Origin of the sequence: Pseudomonas sp., assembly GCF_035512415.1 — a bacterium.
Classification (GTDB): Bacteria; Pseudomonadota; Gammaproteobacteria; order Pseudomonadales; family Pseudomonadaceae; genus Aquipseudomonas.
In genome coordinates, this window is sequence record NZ_DATKDZ010000013.1 from 600317 (window position 1) to 620403 (window position 20087).

A 20087-nucleotide genomic window follows, 5' to 3' on the forward strand; every position below is an offset into this window, starting at 1 on the left:
GATCGTAGAGATTAAGCGCTGCACCGCACATATCCTGCATTCGAGGGCAGATAGTTGACGAAGTATAAGCACAATTGCGCTTATGAACAGAGAGCCTCTGGCACATTGCTACCTAGGTCCAGGGGAAGGCGTGAGCAGTGCTGCCCGAACGCCTGCCAGTTATGCTCAGTTTATTCACGCGTCGGTTCCAGGCGAGCGCTCAGGGGTATGTCTCAGGTTCAATTGGCGCTATTGCGTTGATGCCGAAAAACACTCACCGCCTCATACACTTCCTTACGCAGCCTGTTGATTCCGCCAATCGGGCGATGCGCTGGCAGTGAATGCCAAGTGTTGAACGAAAGGTTGTCACAGAACAGGTTCTGTTCGGTGCTATCGAAGTCCTGCCCTGGCACCTTGATGGTTGCCACCGTTTCGAACGGGGCTATGGACTCGTCCCATTGCACGCTGGTGTCTTCAATGGGCATGTAGTGCTGGGGATTCTGCCGCTGTACTTGCAGGGCGAAACAGGCTGGCATCCGGTCGAGGGCCAGTTGTTGGTGGAGGGCGCTGCGCAGGAAGTTGGGCAGGTCTTGGTTCTGTTTGGGCAGTTGGTAGCTCGGGCAGTCCTGCGGGGCGGGAATGACGCGGTATTTTATGTTGTGCGGGCCGAGCTTGAACGGAGTGATGGAGTTGTAGGTGGTAGCCACCGGGCTTGCCGGTGCCGGGGCCAGGGTTTGCAGGGCGATGATCAGGTGGCGCAGTTCCCAGGTGCGCGGGTCCCAACTGGGGAAGAAGGCCAGGACTCTTTTACCGCTGGCCTTGGCAGCGAAGAACTGTTTGAACTCGGCGACATCGCGAACGAAGAACACCGGATGGTTGATCATCACGAAGTCCTGGTCGGTGGCACCCTGGTCGCTGGTCAGGAGCTTGTCGCCGGGCACGTCGAGCAGCTTGATCGCCATACCGCGGGCGTCGCCGACGTTGTCGAACTGCTGGAGCGCATTGCCGTTGGAAAGGCGCATCCAGGCTTGCCACGTCTTGCCCGGTTCACTTAGTACACCGTGACGTAGTTCAGGGGCGAGGGTTGGCAGGACGCTGAGTTCGGCCCTTACGCAGCCGTGGGCCTTGGCGTGGGCATCGCGCAGGACACGGGTGTTGTCCCGGTGTTGGTCGGCGATGCGGATGGCGTCTTCGATGATGCCTTGGGTAAGGTCAGCCTCTCCCAGTGGAATCTGTTCATCGATGGACACTGGACCGGAGAATTTCCAGGCGTAGTAGGCGCTGCTGAGGCCCCAGCCGGCCAGGCCGACGATCAGCAGGAGTACCAGGAGTTTGCCGAGCAGGCGGCCTAAGCAGAGCCAGGCACGGGTGAGCATATATGAGTCCTTTTATGTCCTTCCGAGGAGAGGCGCTGTTGAATTTGCACTGCGTTTCAGCCCCTACGGCCAGACGCAGTAGCAGGATAATCGAGGTGGGGCTCGCAGTGTCACCTGCGGCCCGGCCTTTTCTGGTGATGAGCTTGGGCCGGGTAGGGCTAATGGATGAGGTCGTGCCGCGGATCTTGACGACCAGCGCTTGCTCTTCGCGGCTGATGCCTGGCGCTTTGCTTCAGTGCACCTCTCCAGGTTTCAGGCCGGGCGGCAGGCGGCGGGTGAACAGCATCGCCAGCACGCTGATTACCAGCGCGCAGCCCATGATATGGAAGGCCTCGTTGTAGGCAAGGATCGAGGCCTGTTCGCGGGTTTCCTGGCTGAGCACGGCGAGGGCGCGCTGGCTGCTGCCGAGCTTCTCCGTGAGCCACTCGAGCCGGGCCAGGGCCTCGGGGTTGAGGTTGCTGACCGACTCACTGAGGTAATGGTAATTACGGCTGGTGTCGTTCTGCAGCATGGTCATCAGCAGGGCGATAAAGATCGCGCCGCTGAGATTGCGCAGGATATTGAACAGCGCCGAGGCGGCCCCGGCATCCTTGTGTTCGATGTAGCTGGTGGCGATCAGCGACGAGGTGATCAGGATCAGCGGCTGGCCAATAGCGCGGATCAGCTGGATATGCAGCAGCTGTGGCCCCGACAGGTCGGGGTTGAGCGAGCCGCTGATAAAGCTGGCATAGCCGAACAGCATAAAACCAATGGCGCACAACAGGCGTGGGTCGATAACCCGCATCAGCAGCGGTACGAAGGGGATCAGCGCCAATTGCGGCAGGCCCATCCACATGATCAGCTCGCCGATCTGCAGCGGGCTGTAGTGCTGGATCTGCGACAGATAGAGCGGCAGCGCGTAGATCGAGCCATACAGGCCGATGCCCAGGCCCACGGCGGCGATGCAGCTGAGGGCGAAGTTGCGGTTCTTGAGAATACGCAGGTTGAGCAGCGGATGCTGGCGAGACAGCTGGATGATGACAAAACAGCCTAGGCTGACGAAGGCGATCAGCGCCAACACCACGATCATCCGCGAGCTGAACCAGTCGTTGCGGTAACCCTCCTCGAGAAACACCTGCAAGCAGCCCAGGCCGATGGCCATGCTGCAGATCCCTGCGTAGTCGGCGCGGCGTATCTGCCGCCAGTCGATGGCGCGTTTCTCCAGGCCGTAGAGCAGCCCGCAGAGCATCAGCAGGCCCGGCGGCAGGTTGATGTAGAACAGGTATTGCCAGCCCAGGTGTTCCGTCAGCCAGCCGCCGATGGACGGGCCGATGGCCGGGGCGAAGGTGGCGGTGACGGCGAACAGTGCCATGCCGATGGGGCGGCGATGGGGCGGCAGACGCGTCAGCACCATGCTGAAGGCCAGCGGAATAAAGGCCCCACCGCACAGCCCTTGCAGGGCGCGAAAGGTGATCATGCTGTGCAGCGACCAGGCCATCGAGCAGAGCAGCGAGGAGCCGATAAAACCGATCGTCAGCCAGACAGTCAGGCGGCGCGCGCCAAGTAGGTCGACCAGCCAGACGGTCAGCGGGATGACGATGATCTCCGCGACCAAGTAAGAGGTGGAGATCCACGAGCCTTCGCTGAGGGTGGCCCCGAGGGCAGCCTGGATCTCCTTGAGCGAGGCGTTGGTGATAAGGATGTCGATGACCGCCATAAAGGCCCCGAGCATCGCACTGAGGACCGCTATCCAGTCGCGCAGGCTGGGTTCACGTTGCGCTATCGGCTGCTCAGTCACGGCTGTCCACCGTCGCCACTACCGACATGCCGGGGCGAATGCGCTCCAGTTCGGGAATGTTCTCCGGCAGGCGGATTTTCACCGGCACGCGCTGGATCACCTTGGTGAAGTTGCCGGTGGCGTTGTCCGGCGGCAGTAGGCTGAATTCGGCACCAGTGGCGGGATACAGGCTGTCGAGGGTGCCTTGCAGGCGCAACTCGGGGAGGGCATCGAAGCGCAGCTCGACCTTTTGCTGCGGATGCATGCGCGCGACCTGGGTTTCCTTGAAGTTGGCCTGCACCCAGACGCTGCGCGGCACCAGGGCGAGCAGCGCCTCACCCGGGCGCACGTACTGCCCTTCGCGCAGCGAGCGGTTGCCGACGCGTCCGGCTATCGGCGCGACTATTTGCGTGCGGGCCAGGTTCAGGCGTGCCTGGGCCAGGTCGTTGCGGGCACCGTCAAGCTGGTTCTGCAGTTGCTGGCGGCGGTTATCCAGCTGGCTGAGTTCCAGGCGGTGGCCCTTTAGCCCGGCCTTGGCCTTGTCGACGCTGGCGCGGGCCACCGCGACATTGGCACCGAGGCTGGAGAACTGCTGCTCCGAGGCAAAGCCACCCCGGCGCAGGGTGCGGATGCGTTCGAGGTTGCCCTGCTGGCGGCCGAGTTCGGCACTGCTGGCCTGGACCTCGGCGGCCTGCGCCTCGATCCGTGCCTGCTGCTGCGCGTGCTGATTGGTCAGGCTGTGCAGCTGAACCTGCAGGTCGTCGATCTGGGTCTGGATGCGCTGCTCCTGATAGACGAAGTCGGCGTCATCCAGGCTGGCCAGGGTGTCGCCGGCCTCGACCCATTGGTTGTCCTCCACCTGCACGCGGGTGATGCGCGCGGCAAGCTGGCTGGAGACCACCACGATATCGGCGCGCACATAGGCGTTGTCGGTGCTTTCAAGAAAGCGCGCGTGGAGCATCCAGTAGGCCCCGAAAGCCAGGGCGATGCAGAGCAGCACGGCGGCGAAGAGGGACAGGCGGCGCAGGGTCTTGGCATCCATGGCGTAGCCTGGGTCCAGGTCGACCGGTGTGGTTGCGAGGGGGCGGGCAGGTTCGGCGTGGGTCATGGTCGGGCGAGTCTCACAGGCGGGCGATTTCGACATGGCGCGGGCCGCGCGCCTGTGCCGGGCGCGGATCGTGGTCGTAGCTGAGCAGGAAGTGACAGCTGTGCAGGGTCTGGCGCCGGTAAGGGCGTACGACTTGCGCCAGTGGGTCGTCGTCGAAGAAGCCGCACACCAGGCTTTGTTGGGGCTGTACCTGGTGGGCCAGAACATGCTCGAGCAGCGCCTGGAAAATCAGCGGATCGTCGTTCAGCACGCTCAACCCGTGCAGGCTCAGGTAGCTGAAGGTGTTGCCGACGGCGGGCAGGTGCAAGCCGCCGAACAACTGGCTGTAGAGGTTGTAGGGTCTGCGCAGGGCGGCCAGCCAGGGGCTGTAGCGGGCCACGCGGGTCTGCTTGAAGGCCTTCTGGTCCCATACCCCGACCACGCCGACCGCACGCTGGCCGATACAGGCCAGCCAGTAGTCCTCGATGCGCAGCCCCTGGTAGTACGGGCTGCCCTCCAGCAGGTCGCGGACCTGATAGACGGGGAAGCCCTGACGGCTACCAGCCTGCTGCCACAGCTGTTGCAACTGCTGCGCATCCGCGGCGGTCGCGGCGCGGATCTGCAGGCCGCTGTCGGCTCGGCTGCGGGACTGGCGGCCGGGCAGCAGGCTGGTGGTGATGCGCCCGTTCGGATAGAAATTGGGCAGGCCCGTGCGGCCGCGGCCGACGATACCCAGGGGCACCAGGTTGTCTTCGAGAATCACGGCCTCCATCCAGCTGCCGGGTGCCTGCATGGCCGTGGCGATGGCGCGAAACAGTGCGGCCAGCACGCGGCCGCCGCGTCCTTCGGCGGCGATGCGCAGGTCATGCAGGTAGCTGACCGTGCATGGCTGGCCGTCGAGGTACTGCTGGCGTTGGCCGATATCCACCATGCCGAGCAACCGGCCTGGGTGCTCGCGCCGCTCGGCGACCAGTACCCGCGGCACTTCGCAGGCCACCCGCGCGCCGCTGAAAAAATCCGTCTCGCGTTCGAAGGTCAGGGTAACGCTGCCCATCTGCGGCGTGCGCCGCAGCAGGTCGAGCAGCGCCGGGTTGTCCTCGGGGCGGGCCGGGCGTACCAGGATCTCGTGAGTGTCCGGCATCAGCTCACCTGCAACAGGTGGCGCAGGCTGGCGGGCAGTTCGCCGGGCCAGTGGCGCAGGGCTTCGAGCTTGATATTGCCCTCCAGCATGCCGCGCGCCCGTGCCTGCTCCAGGTACAGCTGGCGCATCTGCGGCTGGGCGATACAACGCGCGGGGGCGAGCTGGCCGAGGTCACGGGCCAGGCGGTAGTGGAAGTTGTCGAGCAAACCGGTTTCCAGCTGCTGGGCCAGGCTCTGCAGGGCGGGCAAGCTCTGCTCGGCGCTGCTTTCGAGCAGCAACACATAGCCGGGGCGGCCGCCGCTACTGTCGTCCAGGGCCAGCAGGGTGATCGGCAGGCGGCCGGCATAGTCGAGGCGGTCGAGCACGGTTTGCGCCAGGGTTGCGCTGATCTTCTCGCCGACCAGGTCGACGCCATCGTTGCGCCCGAGAAAGCGGAAGCAGGGCAGCGTGCGCCAGTGGCTGCTGACCTCGAGGACATCGTTCATCCGGTAGCGGGCGAAGCCGCTGCCGGTGGTCAGCAGCGGCATCACCTGCTGGCCCTGACGCAGGGCCCAGGGCGGCAGAATCCTGCCGCTGTCGAGGTCTTCGAATTCGTAGACATGGCTGCGGTAGGCCAGTGGGTAGCGGCCGCGAAACGGCACGGTGACCACCCCTTCGGTGGCCCACAGGCCCTTGCCTTGAAAGCGTGCCTGCGGCAGTAGCTGTTGCAGGCGTTGGGCCCAGGGCGCGGCGGCGACGGTGTCCCAGGCGCTGACCAGCGCCAGTTGCGGCCAGAGTTCGGCGAAGAATGCCGGGTCGACTGCGCCATTCCAGGCACGCAGACGCTGGGCTGCGGCCGTTGAGCGCGGGCAACGCAGCGCGGCCATGGCGGCGCTACGTTGGCCCCAATGGCCACGGCTGAGCACCTCGGCCAGCTCTTCGCGGCAGTGGCCCAGTTGCTCCAGCAGGCCGAGGCCGAAGGTCGGGCTCCAGATCGACATCACGCTCAGCCGTGCATCCGCGGCGAGGAAGGCCAGCGTGGCGAATAGCGAGTCGTCGGCGCTGCCGGCCAGGGCGATGCCCGGCGGCGCGGTCTGGGTCAGGCCGGCGATCAGGCGTTTGCCCAGCGACATCAATTGCATATCGTCGTTGAGGTCGGCGCTGCTGGTGTCGCGTAGTGCGCTGGGAATCCATGACAGCGACCAGTAGTGGCTGCCTTGGGCGATCTGCGGATATTGCCGATAGAGGTCGCCGATCCAGGGGCTGATCGCCCGGTCGAGTTCGGCGAGAAAGGTTCGGGTGTAGGGAATCCACTTGATCGCCGAGGTCGAGCCGCTGGTCGGTTGGTAGCGGCTGACCGGGCTGTCGATCAGGTGTTGGCTGTTCTCTCGGCGTTGCCGTTCGAGGTCGTCCTGGTAGTCGCTGTAGTGACTGCTGGGCAGGCGTGCGGTCACCTGCTCCCAGCTGTCTTCGGGGCGGATGCCGCTGTTGCGGCCACGCGGGGAGCGTACGAAGCGTTGGCTCCAGTCGCGCAGCAGGCGGCGTTGCACGGCTTCGAGGTCGTGGGCCTGACGTTCGAAACGCTGCAGCCCACTGTGCATAAATGCCTTGAGCAGGCGGTGGCCGCCACGGCTGGCAATCGCTGCGGTCATCGGCTCAGCTCGGTCGAGCCGTCCCTTGTGGTGTTGGCCTGTGCCTGATTCTGCGGGGCAGTCGCGGCCGCTCGCCAATTCAGGTTGCGGCGCAACAGCTTCAGGCTCAGGCGGGAGCAATAGCGCAGCAGGGCGGAATAGGACACTTCACCAGCGCAGGGCAGTTCGGTGCCACGCCGCCAGGACGGGTTGCACTGCTCGAAATAGGCGATATCGGCGTCCTCTGCGCACATCTCGGGGGTAATGCCGGCGACTTCTTCCTTCAGATGCTGCGCGCCTTCGCCGAAGTCCAGGAGCATGCGTTGCGGGTCGAAGGCCTTGGGGAAGAGCTGCTGGCTGTAGGCCGAAACGACCTGCTGCAGAGGGCTGTTGGGCGTGTTGCGGTCGGGGTAGTACGCATAGAAATTGCGGGTCAGCAGCAGATAGGTCTTGTAGCCCTTGGAAATCAACAGCCAGTAGAGCGGCGTCAGTGGATGGCGCATACGTACGCGCATCAGTTGCAGGTAGAACGCCACGTGCAGGCAGCGAACGCCCCAGTAGGCCGGCTCGACTATGGTGTCGCCGCTGAACAGGCCCCTGGCGCGTTTGCCGTCGACAGTGATGTCGAAGTCAGTAAGGGTCGAGAAGCCGACGATGCGTTTGCTCTTGCGGGTACGCGCGAGAATTACGCCGCTCTTGCGTGACAGGTCGTCGAGGAAGGTCTGCTGCGTGGTGTTCTGGTAGTACTGCGCGAGGATGGCGTACATCTGCTGGGTATCAGCAGGCGTCAAACGCTGCAAGGGTACATAGCGGCTGCTCAGTTTTTCCGCAGGTTCAAGCATGAAAGATGCCCTCAATGGTCTCGTTGTTCTTATTGTCTAGGGCAGGTGCCGCCGCAAATTGCTGGGGGGCCTGCATACCGCGACGGGTCGCCAAACACGAGTCGTCGGGGGGGCACCGGTCTTGTCGAAATGTGCACGGTGGAGAGTGTTCAATTGGCGGCAGGGCGGGACCATTGATCCAAAGTTCGGCGGCGGGGAACTTGTGCGCTGTGTTGTTTCCCGCCTTGGGCGGTGTGCTGCCAAACGACCCAATAGCTGCGATGCCTGGCCGTGCACGCCAACTTTTGGATAGGGGTGCAGGTGGGTGAGTAAGGGATGAGGGGAGGTAAAAGCCCGAGCGGAGGGGTCGGGTTTGGTTAAAAATTGTGCTATATTCCGCGCCCGCGATTTTTCGTTCCTGTAGCCAGCGCCGGTCATTCCCATGCAAGCAGTCAAGCCGTTATTCGATTATCCAAAATACTGGGCCGAGTGCTTCGGGCCGGCACCTTTCCTGCCGATGAGCCGGGAAGAGATGGATCAGCTTGGCTGGGACAGTTGCGACATCATCATCGTCACCGGCGATGCCTACGTTGACCATCCGTCGTTTGGCATGGCGATTATTGGCCGCTTGCTCGAGTCCCAGGGTTTTCGCGTGGGCATCATTGCCCAGCCGGACTGGACCAGCAAAGACGACTTTATGAGGCTCGGCGAGCCCAACCTGTTCTTCGGCGTCGCCGCCGGCAATATGGACTCGATGATCAACCGCTACACCGCCGACAAGAAGATCCGCTCCGACGACGCCTATACCCCCGGCGGCCTGGCCGGCAAGCGTCCGGACCGCGCCAGCCTGGTGTATAGCCAGCGCTGCAAGGAAGCCTACAAGCATGTGCCGATCGTCCTCGGCGGCATCGAGGCCTCGCTGCGCCGTATCGCCCATTACGACTACTGGCAGGACAAGGTCCGTCATTCGATTCTGATCGACGCCTGCGCCGATATCCTGCTCTACGGCAACGCCGAGCGCGCCATCGTCGAAGTGGCTCAGCGCCTGTCCTACGGCCACAAGATCGAAGACATCACCGACGTGCGCGGCACCGCCTTTATCCGCCGCGACACCCCCGTGGGCTGGCTGGAAATCGACTCCAGCCGTATCGACCGTCCGGGCAAGATCGACAAGATCATCAACCCCTACGTCAATACCCAGGACACCCAGGCCTGCGCCATCGAGCAGGAGAAGGGCGGCCCGGTGGAAGATCCCAACGAGGCCAAGGTGGTGCAGCTGCTGCCGCACCCGCGCCTGGAGCGCGACAAGACGGTAATTCGCCTGCCCTCGTTCGAGAAGGTGCGCGCCGACTCGGTGCTCTACGCCCACGCCAACCGCGTGCTGCACCTGGAGACCAATCCGGGCAACGCCCGCGCCCTGGTGCAGAAGCATGGCGAGGTGGATGTGTGGTTCAACCCGCCGCCCATCCCCATGACCACCGAAGAGATGGATTACGTGTTCGGCATGCCCTACGCGCGGGTGCCGCACCCGGCCTATGGCAAGGAGAAAATCCCGGCCTACGAGATGATCCGTTTCTCGGTGAATATCATGCGCGGCTGCTTCGGCGGCTGCACCTTCTGCTCCATTACGGAACATGAGGGGCGGATTATTCAGAACCGTTCCGAAGAGTCGATCATCCGCGAGATCGAAGAGATCCGCGACAAGGTGCCGGGCTTCACTGGAGTGATTTCCGACCTCGGCGGGCCGACCGCGAATATGTACCGCATCGCCTGCAAGACCCCGGAAATCGAGTCCGCCTGCCGCAAGCCGTCCTGCGTGTTCCCCGGTATCTGCGAGAACCTCAATACCGATCACTCGGCGCTGATTCAGCTGTACCGCTCGGCTCGCGCCCTGCCGGGGGTGAAGAAGATCCTGATTGCCTCGGGGCTGCGTTACGACCTCGCTGTCGAGTCGCCGGAGTACGTCAAGGAACTGGTCACCCACCACGTCGGTGGCTACCTGAAGATCGCCCCGGAGCACACCGAGGAAGGCCCGCTCAATCAGATGATGAAGCCGGGCATTGGCAGCTACGACAAGTTCAAGCGCATGTTCGAGAAGTACTCGAAAGAAGCGGGCAAAGAGCAGTACCTGATCCCCTACTTTATCGCCGCGCACCCGGGCACCACCGACGAAGACATGATGAACTTGGCCCTGTGGCTCAAGGGCAATGGCTTCCGCGCCGATCAGGTGCAGGCCTTCTACCCCTCGCCGATGGCCACCGCCACCGCCATGTACCACTCGGGCAAGAACCCGCTGCGCAAGGTCACCTACAAGAGCGACGGCGTGACCATCGTCAAGAGCGAAGAGCAGCGCCGGCTGCACAAGGCCTTCTTGCGTTATCACGACCCGAAAGGCTGGCCGATGCTGCGCGAGGCGCTGGAGCGCATGGGCCGCAGCGATCTGATCGGGCCGGGCAAGAACCAGCTGATCCCGCTGCACCAGCCGGCCACCGACAGCTACCAGAGCGCACGCCGCAAGAACTCCACTCCGGCTGGCAGCAAGAAGGTCGGCGGGGCTGCTGCAGCTCGCGGCACGGGCGACAAAACCCGGCCGCTGTTGACCCAGCACACCGGCCTGCCGCCGCGCGACACTGGTGCGGCGGGCGGCAACCCCTGGGACAAGCGCGAACAGGCCAAGGCAGCGGCTCAGGTGCGTAACCAGCAAGCCGCCAAAGAGCGCTCGGATGCCGCCAAGGGCAAAGGCAAGAAGCCGCCGAAGAAGCCCGTCGCGCCGCGCTGATCCAGCTTGGCATTCTCGTAGGATGGGTTAGCCGCGCAGCGGCGTAACCCATCGGTCGGTCTTCGGGTTTTGATGGGTATCGCTTCGCTCAACCCATCCTACGGCCTTAGCCGTAACGCTTCTGCGCTTCGATGGCCAAGCCGCTGCCGATGCTGCCGAAGGTGTTGCCTTCCACATGGCGGGCGTTGGGTAGCATTGCCGCGACGCTCTGGCGCAAGGCCGGAATGCCGCTGGAACCGCCGGTAAAGAACACCGTATCGACCTGCGCCACACTCACGCCAGCATCGCTTAGCAGCTGGGTGACGCTGGCGCGCACACGCTCCAGCAGCGGCTCGATGGCCCCTTCAAACAGCTCACGGGTCAGCTCGGCGACCAGGCCGTCTTCCAGGCGGCTAAGGTCGATGGGGCGCGCATCCTGCTCGGTCAGGGCGATCTTGCTTTCTTCCACCTGCATGGCCAGCCAGTGGCCGTCGCGCCGTTCGATCAGCTGGAACAGGCGGTCGATGCCGGTGGGGTCGACGATGTCGTAGCGCATGCTCTGCAGCTGGCGCTGCGACTGCGCGGAGTAGACCGCGTTGATGGTGTGCCAGGTGGCCAGATTGAGGTGGGTGCTGGTGGGCATGGGTGCGTCGCTTTTCATCCGGCTGCCGTAGCCGAACAGCGGCATCACCCCGGCCAGGGACAGCTGCTTGTCGAAGTCGGTGCCGCCGATATGCACGCCGCCGGTGGCGAGGATGTCGCTGTGCCGGTCGGCGATGGCGCGGCGTTCCGGGGCCAGGCGCACCAGGGAAAAGTCCGAGGTACCGCCGCCGATATCGACGATCAGCACTAGCTCTTCGCGGCTGATGCCAGACTCATAGTCGAAGGCCGCGGCAATCGGCTCGAACTGGAACGACACGTCCTTGAAGCCGAGCTTGTGCGCCACGGCCACCAGGGTGTTCTGTGCTTCCCGATCGGCCACCGGGTCATCATCGACGAAGAACACGGGGCGCCCCAGCACCACTTCCTCAAACGGCCGGCCGGCGGTGTTTTCTGCGCGGGTTTTCAGTTCGCCGATAAAGAAACCGAGCAGGTCCTTGAACGGCAGGGAGCTGCCCAGCACGGTGGTTTCGCTTTTCAGCAGCTTGGAACCGAGGAGGCTTTTCAGCGAACGCATCAGGCGGCCTTCGTAGCCTTCCAGGTATTCCTGCAGGGCCAGGCGGCCATACACCGGGCGACGCTCTTCGAGATTGAAGAACACCACCGAGGGCAGGGTGATCTTGCCGTCTTCCAGTTCGATCAGGGTTTCGGCGTCGGGTCGGATCCAGCCGACGGTGGAGTTGGAGGTGCCGAAGTCGATGCCGCAGGCGCGGGCGGGAGTGGAGAGAGTCATGCGGCGCGCTGTTCCTGAAAAAATGACCGGGAGTTTTGCCCGCAAGCCCAGATGGGAGGACTGCTGAGCGCAAAAACGGCCGCGCATTCTATGCGAGTGCCGCGCTTTGCGCTTGTGGCTTTTGGGGCGGCGCGACGAAACGGCAACAGACCCTAAGCCAGGCTGAGAAAGGCGAACAAACCCAGGCCCAGGCAAAGCCGGTAGATGACAAAGGGCAGCATGCTGATGCGCTCCAGCAGCTTGAGGAACCAGTGGATGCACAGCAGGGCGCTGACAAAGGACACCAGGGTGCCCAGGCCGATCTGCATCCAGTTCACCGCGTCGCCTGCTTCCGCCAGTTTGAGGCCTTCATAGCTGCCAGCCATGATGATGATCGGGATCGACATCAGAAAGGAGAAGCGCGCAGCGGCGGTGCGGCTGAGGCCGAGCATCAGGGCGGCGGTCATGGTGATACCCGAGCGCGAGGTGCCGGGAATCAGCGCCAGGACCTGGGCGAAACCTATGATGGCGGCGTCTTTCCAGCTGGCCTGGTATTCATCCTTGGTTTGCCGGGCGCGGCTGTCCGCCCACCACAACAGCAGGCCGAAGAGGATGGTGGTGGTGGCGATCACCCAGGCGGAGCGGGCGTAATGCTCGATCTGTTCGCTGGCCAGCAGGCCGAATACCATCGCCGGCAGGGTCGCCGCGGCGATCTGCCAGGCCAGGCGCGACTCCTGGTTGTGCTGGCCGCCAAATGAGCCGTACCAGGCGACCAGCAGGCGTTTGACCTCGTGGCGGAAGTAGCAGACCACCGCCAGCAGAGTGCCGACGTGCACGGCCACATCGAAGGCCAGGCCCTGGTCAGCCCAGCCCAGTACCTGGGACGGCAGGATCAGGTGGGCGGAGGACGAAATCGGCAGAAATTCGGTCAGACCCTGGATCAGGGCCAGGGCAATGGTTTCCAGGGGATTCAAAAGAGCTCCTTGGTGAGCATGCTGGGTGGGCATGGGGAAGGCCTGGAGCGGGCCAGACAAAACGGCGGCCATTTTGCCTGGCCTTGGGGGCGCAAGGCCAGTCGCAGGTAAGGCGCAGTGCTTACATCAGGCCCAGGGTCAGCGCCGCCAGTACCAGGTAGCGGCCGCCCTTGGCCAGGCTGACGATCGGCAGGAAGACCCACAGACGTTCGCGCATCACCCCGGCGACCAGGGTCAGCGGGTCGCCGATAATCGGTACCCAGCTGAGCAGCAACGACCAGCGGCCATAGCGCGTATACCAATGCTGGGCCTGTTGCAGGCGGGCGTCGCTGACAGGGAACCAGCGCCTATGGCGAAAATGTTCGAGGTAACGGCCCAGCAGCCAGTTGAGCAGGGAGCCGAGTACGTTGCCGCACGTGGCCACCGCCAGCAAGGTCCACAACGGGTAGGCCTCGCTGAGCAGCAGCGCCACCAGCACGCTTTCCGATTGCAGCGGCAGCAGGGTGGCCGCGCCCAGGGCGGAAAGGAACAGGCCCAGATAGGCCGATAGGCTCAACATAAATGGCCGCAGCGGGTCGCTTCAGGTGTGTTGGCGCAGCCCTGGCCCTGCTCGCTCAGGGCTGTTGGTCCTGCTCGGCATTGGCCATCACTTCTTCCAGCTTCAGGCCGGTCAGGCCATGGATGGTGCGCCACAGGTAGTAGAAGATCGCCATCAGCATGATCATCGAGGGAATCGCGATCATCGGGTAGCTGAGCAGGTTCATCCGCCCCAGTTCGGCGTTGAAGGCTTCGCTGCCGGACGGGCTGATCACGATCCACTTGGCCAGCACGTAGTTCATTGCCGAGGAGAAGAAGAAGGTGCCGCTCAGCCAGTAGGTGGCCCGGAGCAGGCGCGCTTCGAACTGTTCGGTATTGCCGCCTTGTTCCAGGCGCGCATGGATCTTGTCGACGTTGAGCACGGTCTTGTTGAACAGCAGGGTGCGGATCAGTGGGTAGCGGGTGCGGGTCGACACCAGCACGGCGATGCCGATCAGCCCTGGGATAGCCGCTTCCTTGATCGCCAGCCACTGGTTGTCCAGCTTGAGCAGGCCAATACCGCCGGTAAGTAGCACGCTGACCAGGCCAAGCAGGGCGATAAAGTTGAATTTGCGGTACTTGATCAGCTCGAAGCTGCCCCAGCAAAGCGGGAAGGCCAGCGCCAGCATCAGCGCGCCATCGGCTCCGAGCCTGGCTTCACCGCTAAGCTTCATCAGAATCAGCGAGGGAATCAGGATGCTGATCAGCAAATCGATCAGCGGGCGCGGCTTATGTGTGGCGTGGGCGGTCTGTGTGGTATCGGTCATGTTATTCAGCGTGCAGGAAAGAACCCCGATCATCGCCTGCCTGGGCTGCGGCTGCTAGCCCGGCGGTCGCCTGGAATGTGAAAAAGTATGAGTACTAGGGCTCCAGGACGGCTGTCGAGCACGAGTGGCGATTTTCTGGCAGCGTCTCGGCGGGCAATCCGTCAGCGCCGCTAAAGGGTTGATGCTAAATTGATATTGCAGGGCGTTTCACCGAGGGAGGATCTTGTTGGTGGTGCCAGTTAGGCTGGGTGCCAGATTCTGGACGGTGTCTGGGAGTCGTACCTTGATGTACAACCGTGGTTTGTGGTGGCGAGCCATGCAAGGGTTCGCGCTGCTTGTCTGCCTGAATGCGCCGGCCTGGGCCCGCGAGTGCATTGGTGTGGTCCCTGCGGGGGCCTCGGCCTTCTGGTCGCAGCTGGAGCAGGGCGCGCAGCAGGCAGCGCAGGAACTCGACATCGATGTGCTCTATCGCGGGCCAAGGCGTGAAGGCGGCGTGGACAGCCAGTTGCAGTTGATCGAGCGCTTTGTTGCCCGCGGCTGCACGGCCCTGGTCGTAGCCCCCAGTGGCAAGGCGGTGGGTACGCTGGCGGCTGAACTGCTGGCGCAGGGTATTCCCACTATTTATATTGACCGCGCCCTGGGGAACGGCCCACTGCTGGGGTTGGTGGCGACCGATAATTTTGCCGCCGGCTTGCGCGCCGGCCAGCATATGGCCGAACAGCTCCAGGGCCGGGGGCGGGTAGCCTTGTTACGCTTGCGTCCAGACCTGCAGTCGACCAGCGAGCGCGAGCGGGGTTTCCGTCAGGGGGCCGAAGCGGGCGGCTTGCAGGTTGTGCTGGATGCCTATGTGGGGGACGACAGTCAGCTGGCGCTGCAGACCCTGAAGCAGCAGATGGCGCGACTCGATGGGCTGTTCACCCCCAATAGCAGCAGTACCCGCGTGGCGCTGGCGGCCTTGCGTCGCCTGGGCAAAGCCGGGCAGTTGCTGCATATAGGTTTTGATGGCGATGAGGTGCTGCTCGAGGCGCTGCGTCTGGGCGATATCCACACCTTGCTGGTGCAGCAGCCGCGTCTGATCGGTTACCGGGCGGTTATGCTGGCCCGGCAGATGCGCCGCAGTGGCGTGGCCCAGGCCCCGATTTATATCCCCCTCGAGGTGCGTCTGATTACCCGCGCCAATATGGGCGAGTTACATGAGCAATTGCAGGATGCGCCCGCCACACCCTGAGGGCGCGGGCACCGACCTGCGATAATAGTTTTTTCCAGTGCGCAGGCGTGGCTGGCGCTGCTTGCGATTCACTCGCGGGCTATGCCGCCGTTTTATACAGGTGTCGAGTGATGGCTATGGGGTTGAAGATTGCAACCTTGCTACTGGCGAGCTGCTGGGCGGCCTGTGCCGGTGCGCAGTTGCGCCTTTACACCGAGGACTATCGACCGCTGAGCTATATGGACAATGGCCAGCTGACCGGCATGGTGGTCGAGGTGGTCGAAGCGCTTATTCAGCGCACCGGCCAGCCTGCGACCATCGAACTGGTGCCCTGGACGCGGGGTTATCAGCAGGCTCAGCGTGAAGCCGACACGGCGGTGTTCCCCACTGTGCGCACTGCCCTGCGTGAAGACAAGTTCCACTGGGTGGGCCCCGTAGCCGCGGGCCATACCAGCTTCTACAGTCATCAGGGTGCAGGGGTGCGGGTGCGCAATCTGGCGGATGTTGAACAGCTTGGCACCCTGGCGGTGCCCAAACTCTGGTACTCCTACGAGGTGTTGAAGGAGCAGGGTCTGAAGACCCTCTACGGCGTGCCCACCCCGCAGCATATGCTGAAGATGTTCAAACATGGGCGAACCCAACTGATGCTGGCCAACAGTCTGGTTCTGGACGAAATGCTCGCCAGCCAGGGCATGAGTCGTGAGCAGGTCGAGTGGCAGTACGCGCTGATGGACAACACCACCTATATCGCCTTTTCCCGCCAGACCGACGGCAAGCTGATCGCCGCCTGGCAGCAGGCTCTGGATGCCATGCGCCGCGACGGCAGCCTGGAGCGCATTCATCGCCGCTGGTTCGTTCATGCCAGTGAGGCCGAGTTGGCGGAAATTCTCAGGGAGCGTTAGGGGCTGTTGCCGTTCCTGTCTTGGCGGAAATGCGCCAGGTGGGCCGCCTTGCGGCGACTTTCCGCCGCAGGCGAGTGGGCCTGGTGAGCCATGACTGCGCAGGGGCGGTGTGTCCCGCCGTCGCCGACCGGGGTCACAGGTTGGCGGGCAAATTGCATTTACCGGTCGTTTGGCGATCCGCCGCACCCGGTGCTCGAACTCCGATTGACCGCTGTCCTGGAACCCCTATGCCGATTCTGCAACGAGCTTCCCACCACGACCTGCGTTGTGCCTTTCGCGCCCTGCTGGCCACCGATGCCTGTTACCACACCGCCTCGGTATTCGACCCGATGTCGGCCCGGATTGCCGCCGACCTGGGCTTTGAAGTCGGCATTCTCGGCGGCTCGGTGGCCTCGCTGCAGGTGCTGGCCGCCCCCGATTTTGCCCTGATCACCCTTAGCGAATTTGTCGAGCAGGCCACCCGTATCGGCCGGGTCAGCCGCCTGCCGGTGATCGCTGACGCCGACCACGGCTATGGCAATGCGCTCAATGTGATGCGCACCGTGGTCGAACTGGAGCGTGCCGGCATCGCCGCGCTGACCCTCGAGGACACCCTGCTGCCGGCGCAATTCGGGCGCAAATCCACCGACCTGATCAGCGTCGAGGAGGGCGTCGGCAAAATCCGTGCGGCGCTGCAGGCGCGGGTCGATCCGGAGCTGGCGATCATCGCCCGGACCCATGCCGGCGTGCTGGATGTCAGCGAGGTGATTCGCCGTACCCTGGCCTACCAGGCCGCCGGTGCCGATGCCATCTGCATTGTTGGCATTGAGGATTTCGCCCACCTGGAACAGATTGCCGAGCAACTGCGCGTGCCGCTGATGCTGGTCACCTACGGCAACCCCAAACTGCGCGACAACGCCCGCCTGGCCGGCCTCGGTGTGCGTATCGTGGTCAACGGCCACGCGGCCTACTTCGCCGCGATCAAGGCTACTTACGACTGCCTGCGCGAGCAGCGCGGCGTCGACGCCAGCGACCTCAGCGCTTCCGAACTGGCACTGAAATACACCCTGCCCGAGGAGTATTTCGTCTGGGCCGAAACCTTTATGGATGTGAAGGAGTAGTCGCCGCTGGTCAGCCGCGCTTGTAAACCCGGCGCGACCGGCTCATACCTGCGCTAAGCGTGAATCACCTGCGGAGGTTGCCATGGCCGGTGGCTGGGCAAATGACGGTGCGGTACAGGAACAGATCGACAACAGCATCGAGGACGCCATCCAGCGTGCGCGCAGCCAGCTGCCGAGCGGCGAGAGCCTGACCCACTGTGAAGAGTGCGGCGCAGCCATTCCCGAGGCGCGGCGCAAGGCCATCCCCGGCGTGCATCTGTGCGTGGCCTGCCAGACCGAGCGCGACAAGGAGCAGGCCAGATTCAGCGGCTATAACCGCCGCGGCAGCAAGGACAGTCAGCTGCGTTGATTCAGGGTGTGACGGAATAACCGCGGCCGCTCATGCAGTTGGCGTAGGCCTGGCTCGCGCTGTTCTGCGCCTGGGCGGCTGCGTCGGCGTTGCGCCGATCTTCGCGGCGGTCCTGACGCTGGCGCGAGCCGCCGACTACTACGCCGACAGCGGCTGCATCGCGGGCCTGATTCTGCCGGTACTCCTGCTTGATATCGTCATCCACCCGGTCATAGATCTCGTCATGCTGGTTGCCGCGTATCTGCGCCGCTGCTGCACCGACCGCCGCGCCTTTGGCAGCTCCGCGCAAGCGCTCACCGCCGCGAGTGTCGCTACTGGTGCTGGTGTTGCTTGGGGGCGTGCCGGCCTGGGTTTGGCAGGCGGCGATATCGCTCTGGATCTGTTGCGGGTTCTGGCCCTGCAAGGGCGTGATGGTTTGCGCCTGCGCGAGCGGCAGGCTGAGCAGCAATACGCAGCCGAACAGGCTGGGCCGTGTCGAGAATCGGTACATGGGGCACCTCCCGCGCGAGTACTGGAATGTGCAGTCTAGCTCCGCGCGGTGATTGCCCAGTGCCGCAGGTCAGAAAAGGAAATAGCGCTGCGCCATCGGCAGCACGTCGGCTGGTTCGCACCAGAGCAATTGGCCGTCGGCCTTGACCTGATAGTTCTGCGCGTCGACCTCGATGTTCGGCAGGTAGTCGTTGTGGATCAGGTCGCTCTTCTGCACCTCGCGGCAGCCTTTGACCACGCCGATCTTCTTCTTCAACCCCAGCTGCTCAGGTACGCCGGCATCAAATGCCGCCTGGCTGATAAAGGTTATGCTGGTAGCGTGGCGGCTGCCGCCGTAGCTGGCGAACATCGGTCGATAATGCACCGGCTGCGGCGTTGGGATTGAGGCGTTGGCGTCGCCCATCAGGCTGGCGGCAATGGCCCCGCCCTTCAAAATAAGGCTGGGTTTAACCCCGAAAAACGCCGGCCGCCAGAGCACCAGATCGGCCCATTTACCCACTTCGATGGAGCCCACTTCATGGCTGATGCCGTGAGTGATCGCCGGGTTGATGGTGTACTTGGCGATATAGCGTTTAACCCGGAAGTTGCTGTTGCCGGGGCCGTCACCTGCCAGCGGGCCGCGTTGTTTGTGCATCTTGTCGGCGGTCTGCCAGGTGCGCGTAATCACCTCGCCCACACGGCCCATGGCCTGGCTGTCGGAGCTGATCATCGAGAACGCGCCGAGGTCGTGCAGGATATCTTCGGCGGCAATGGTCTCGCGGCGGATACGGCTTTCGGCAAATGCGACGTCTTCGGCGATGCTCGGGTCGAGGTGGTGACAGACCATCAGCATGTCCAGGTGTTCGTCGATGGTGTTGCGGGTAAACGGCCGGGTCGGGTTGGTCGAACTCGGCAGCACATTGGCGAAGCCGCAGGCCTTGATAATGTCCGGCGCATGGCCGCCACCGGCACCCTCGGTGTGGTAGGTGTGGATGGTGCGGCCTTTGAAGGCGGCCAAGGTGGTTTCGACAAAGCCGGACTCGTTCAGCGTGTCGGTGTGGATCGCCACTTGTACGTCGTACTGGTCGGCCACGCTCAGGCAGTTGTCGATGGCCGCCGGGGTGGTGCCCCAGTCTTCGTGCAGCTTGAGACCAATAGCGCCGGCCTTGACCTGCTCGATCAAAGGCTCTGGCAGGCTGGCGTTACCCTTGCCGGTAAAGCCCAGGTTCATCGGGAAGGCGTCGGCGGCCTGCAGCATGCGCGCCATATGCCAGGGCCCGGGGGTGCAGGTGGTGGCGTTGGTGCCGGTGGCCGGCCCGGTGCCGCCGCCGATCATGGTGGTGACGCCGCTCATCAGCGCCTCTTCGATCTGCTGCGGGCAGATAAAGTGAATATGGCTGTCGATGCCGCCGGCGGTGAGGATCATGCCCTCGCCGGCGATCACCTCAGTGCCGGCACCGATGGCGATGGTCACGTCGGGCTGGATATCCGGGTTGCCGGCCTTGCCGATGGCGGCGATACGGCCGTCCTTGAGACCGACGTCGGCCTTGACGATGCCCCAGTGGTCGATGATCAGTGCATTGGTGATCAGGGTGTCGACCACGTCCGCCGCGCAGAGCTGACCCTGGCCCATGCCGTCGCGTATCACCTTGCCGCCGCCAAATTTCACTTCTTCGCCGTAGGTGGTGAAGTCCTGCTCCACTTCGATCCACAGTTCGGTATCAGCCAGACGCACCTTGTCGCCGACGGTGGGGCCGAACATATCGGCATAGGCTTGGCGGGAGATTTTCATGGGTTCGCCTTCAAATTCAATTGGGTTTGCAACCGTTCGCTGCGCTCACTAT

Annotated in this window: 17 protein-coding genes; 5 read left to right on the forward strand and 12 right to left on the reverse strand. The window is 63.7% G+C overall.

Going from position 1 to position 20087, the window contains the following annotated elements; genetic code table 11:
* Positions 1-218: 218 nt before the first annotated feature.
* The 6 genes from VMP31_RS08295 to VMP31_RS08320 form a co-directional block, all read right to left on the reverse strand.
* Positions 219-1355: a catalase family protein gene (locus VMP31_RS08295; protein ID WP_325505923.1), complete on the reverse strand. Its 1137-nt coding sequence runs from the start codon at positions 1353-1355 to the stop codon at positions 219-221.
* 232 nt (positions 1356-1587) lie between these two features.
* Entirely contained in the window at positions 1588-3132 is a 1545-nt protein-coding gene (locus VMP31_RS08300; RefSeq protein WP_325505925.1) for a DHA2 family efflux MFS transporter permease subunit, read from the reverse strand.
* Positions 3125-4255 carry an HlyD family secretion protein gene (locus tag VMP31_RS08305; protein ID WP_325505927.1) on the reverse strand — a complete coding sequence of 377 codons (1131 nt, stop codon included), beginning with the start codon at positions 4253-4255 and terminating at the stop codon, positions 3125-3127. The genes VMP31_RS08300 and VMP31_RS08305 overlap by 8 nt, the downstream gene beginning before the upstream one ends.
* Positions 4233-5339 carry a hypothetical protein gene (locus tag VMP31_RS08310; RefSeq protein WP_325505929.1) on the reverse strand — a complete coding sequence of 369 codons (1107 nt, stop codon included), beginning with the start codon at positions 5337-5339 and terminating at the stop codon, positions 4233-4235. Before VMP31_RS08310 ends, VMP31_RS08305 begins: the two co-directional genes overlap by 23 nt.
* Entirely contained in the window at positions 5339-6970 is a 1632-nt protein-coding gene (locus VMP31_RS08315) for a GH3 family domain-containing protein (protein WP_325505931.1), read from the reverse strand. The genes VMP31_RS08310 and VMP31_RS08315 overlap by 1 nt, the downstream gene beginning before the upstream one ends.
* Complete coding sequence (locus tag VMP31_RS08320) at positions 6967-7791, reverse strand: hypothetical protein (RefSeq protein ID WP_325505933.1); 825 nt, start codon at positions 7789-7791, stop codon at positions 6967-6969. Before VMP31_RS08320 ends, VMP31_RS08315 begins: the two co-directional genes overlap by 4 nt.
* Before the next feature lie 421 nt (positions 7792-8212).
* Here VMP31_RS08320 and VMP31_RS08325 point away from each other — a divergent pair, with 421 nt between their 5' ends.
* Positions 8213-10549 (forward strand): YgiQ family radical SAM protein, encoded by a 2337-nt coding sequence (locus tag VMP31_RS08325; RefSeq protein WP_325505935.1) that lies wholly within the window; start codon positions 8213-8215, stop codon positions 10547-10549.
* Positions 10550-10655: 106 nt separating this feature from the next.
* Here VMP31_RS08325 and VMP31_RS08330 read toward each other — a convergent pair whose 3' ends face one another.
* From VMP31_RS08330 to VMP31_RS08345, 4 genes are all read right to left on the reverse strand, one after another.
* Entirely contained in the window at positions 10656-11921 is a 1266-nt protein-coding gene (locus tag VMP31_RS08330; RefSeq protein WP_325505937.1) for an Hsp70 family protein, read from the reverse strand.
* Between the two features lie 152 nt (positions 11922-12073).
* Positions 12074-12874 carry an undecaprenyl-diphosphate phosphatase gene (locus tag VMP31_RS08335; protein WP_325505939.1) on the reverse strand — a complete coding sequence of 267 codons (801 nt, stop codon included), beginning with the start codon at positions 12872-12874 and terminating at the stop codon, positions 12074-12076.
* 121 nt (positions 12875-12995) lie between these two features.
* Positions 12996-13433: a YqaA family protein gene (locus VMP31_RS08340; RefSeq protein WP_325505941.1), complete on the reverse strand. Its 438-nt coding sequence runs from the start codon at positions 13431-13433 to the stop codon at positions 12996-12998.
* A gap of 55 nt (positions 13434-13488) precedes the next feature.
* Positions 13489-14217, reverse strand: coding sequence for a VC0807 family protein (locus tag VMP31_RS08345; protein WP_325505943.1), 729 nt, complete (start codon positions 14215-14217; stop codon positions 13489-13491).
* A gap of 316 nt (positions 14218-14533) precedes the next feature.
* On the opposite strand from VMP31_RS08345, the gene VMP31_RS08350 reads away from it, so the two are divergent.
* The 4 genes from VMP31_RS08350 to VMP31_RS08365 all read left to right on the forward strand — a co-directional run bounded on the left by VMP31_RS08350 (position 14534) and on the right by VMP31_RS08365 (position 17775).
* Entirely contained in the window at positions 14534-15445 is a 912-nt protein-coding gene (locus tag VMP31_RS08350; protein ID WP_325505944.1) for a substrate-binding domain-containing protein, read from the forward strand.
* Positions 15446-15555: 110 nt separating this feature from the next.
* Positions 15556-16326 (forward strand): substrate-binding periplasmic protein, encoded by a 771-nt coding sequence (locus VMP31_RS08355; RefSeq protein ID WP_325505946.1) that lies wholly within the window; start codon positions 15556-15558, stop codon positions 16324-16326.
* Positions 16327-16562: 236 nt separating this feature from the next.
* A complete protein-coding gene (locus VMP31_RS08360) occupies positions 16563-17426 on the forward strand; it encodes an oxaloacetate decarboxylase (RefSeq protein ID WP_325506130.1) in 864 nt (287 codons plus the stop codon).
* Between the two features lie 82 nt (positions 17427-17508).
* Positions 17509-17775, forward strand: a complete 267-nt coding sequence (locus VMP31_RS08365; protein ID WP_325505948.1) for a DksA/TraR family C4-type zinc finger protein — start codon at positions 17509-17511, stop codon at positions 17773-17775.
* 1 nt (position 17776) lies between these two features.
* On the opposite strand, the gene VMP31_RS08370 is transcribed toward VMP31_RS08365, so the two are convergent.
* Positions 17777-18265, reverse strand: a complete 489-nt coding sequence (locus tag VMP31_RS08370) for a hypothetical protein (RefSeq protein ID WP_325505950.1) — start codon at positions 18263-18265, stop codon at positions 17777-17779.
* A 69-nt stretch (positions 18266-18334) separates the two neighbouring features.
* On the reverse strand, positions 18335-20035 hold the full coding sequence (ureC, locus tag VMP31_RS08375; RefSeq protein WP_325505951.1) for an urease subunit alpha: 1701 nt from the start codon (positions 20033-20035) through the stop codon (positions 18335-18337).
* Positions 20036-20087 lie beyond the last annotated feature (52 nt).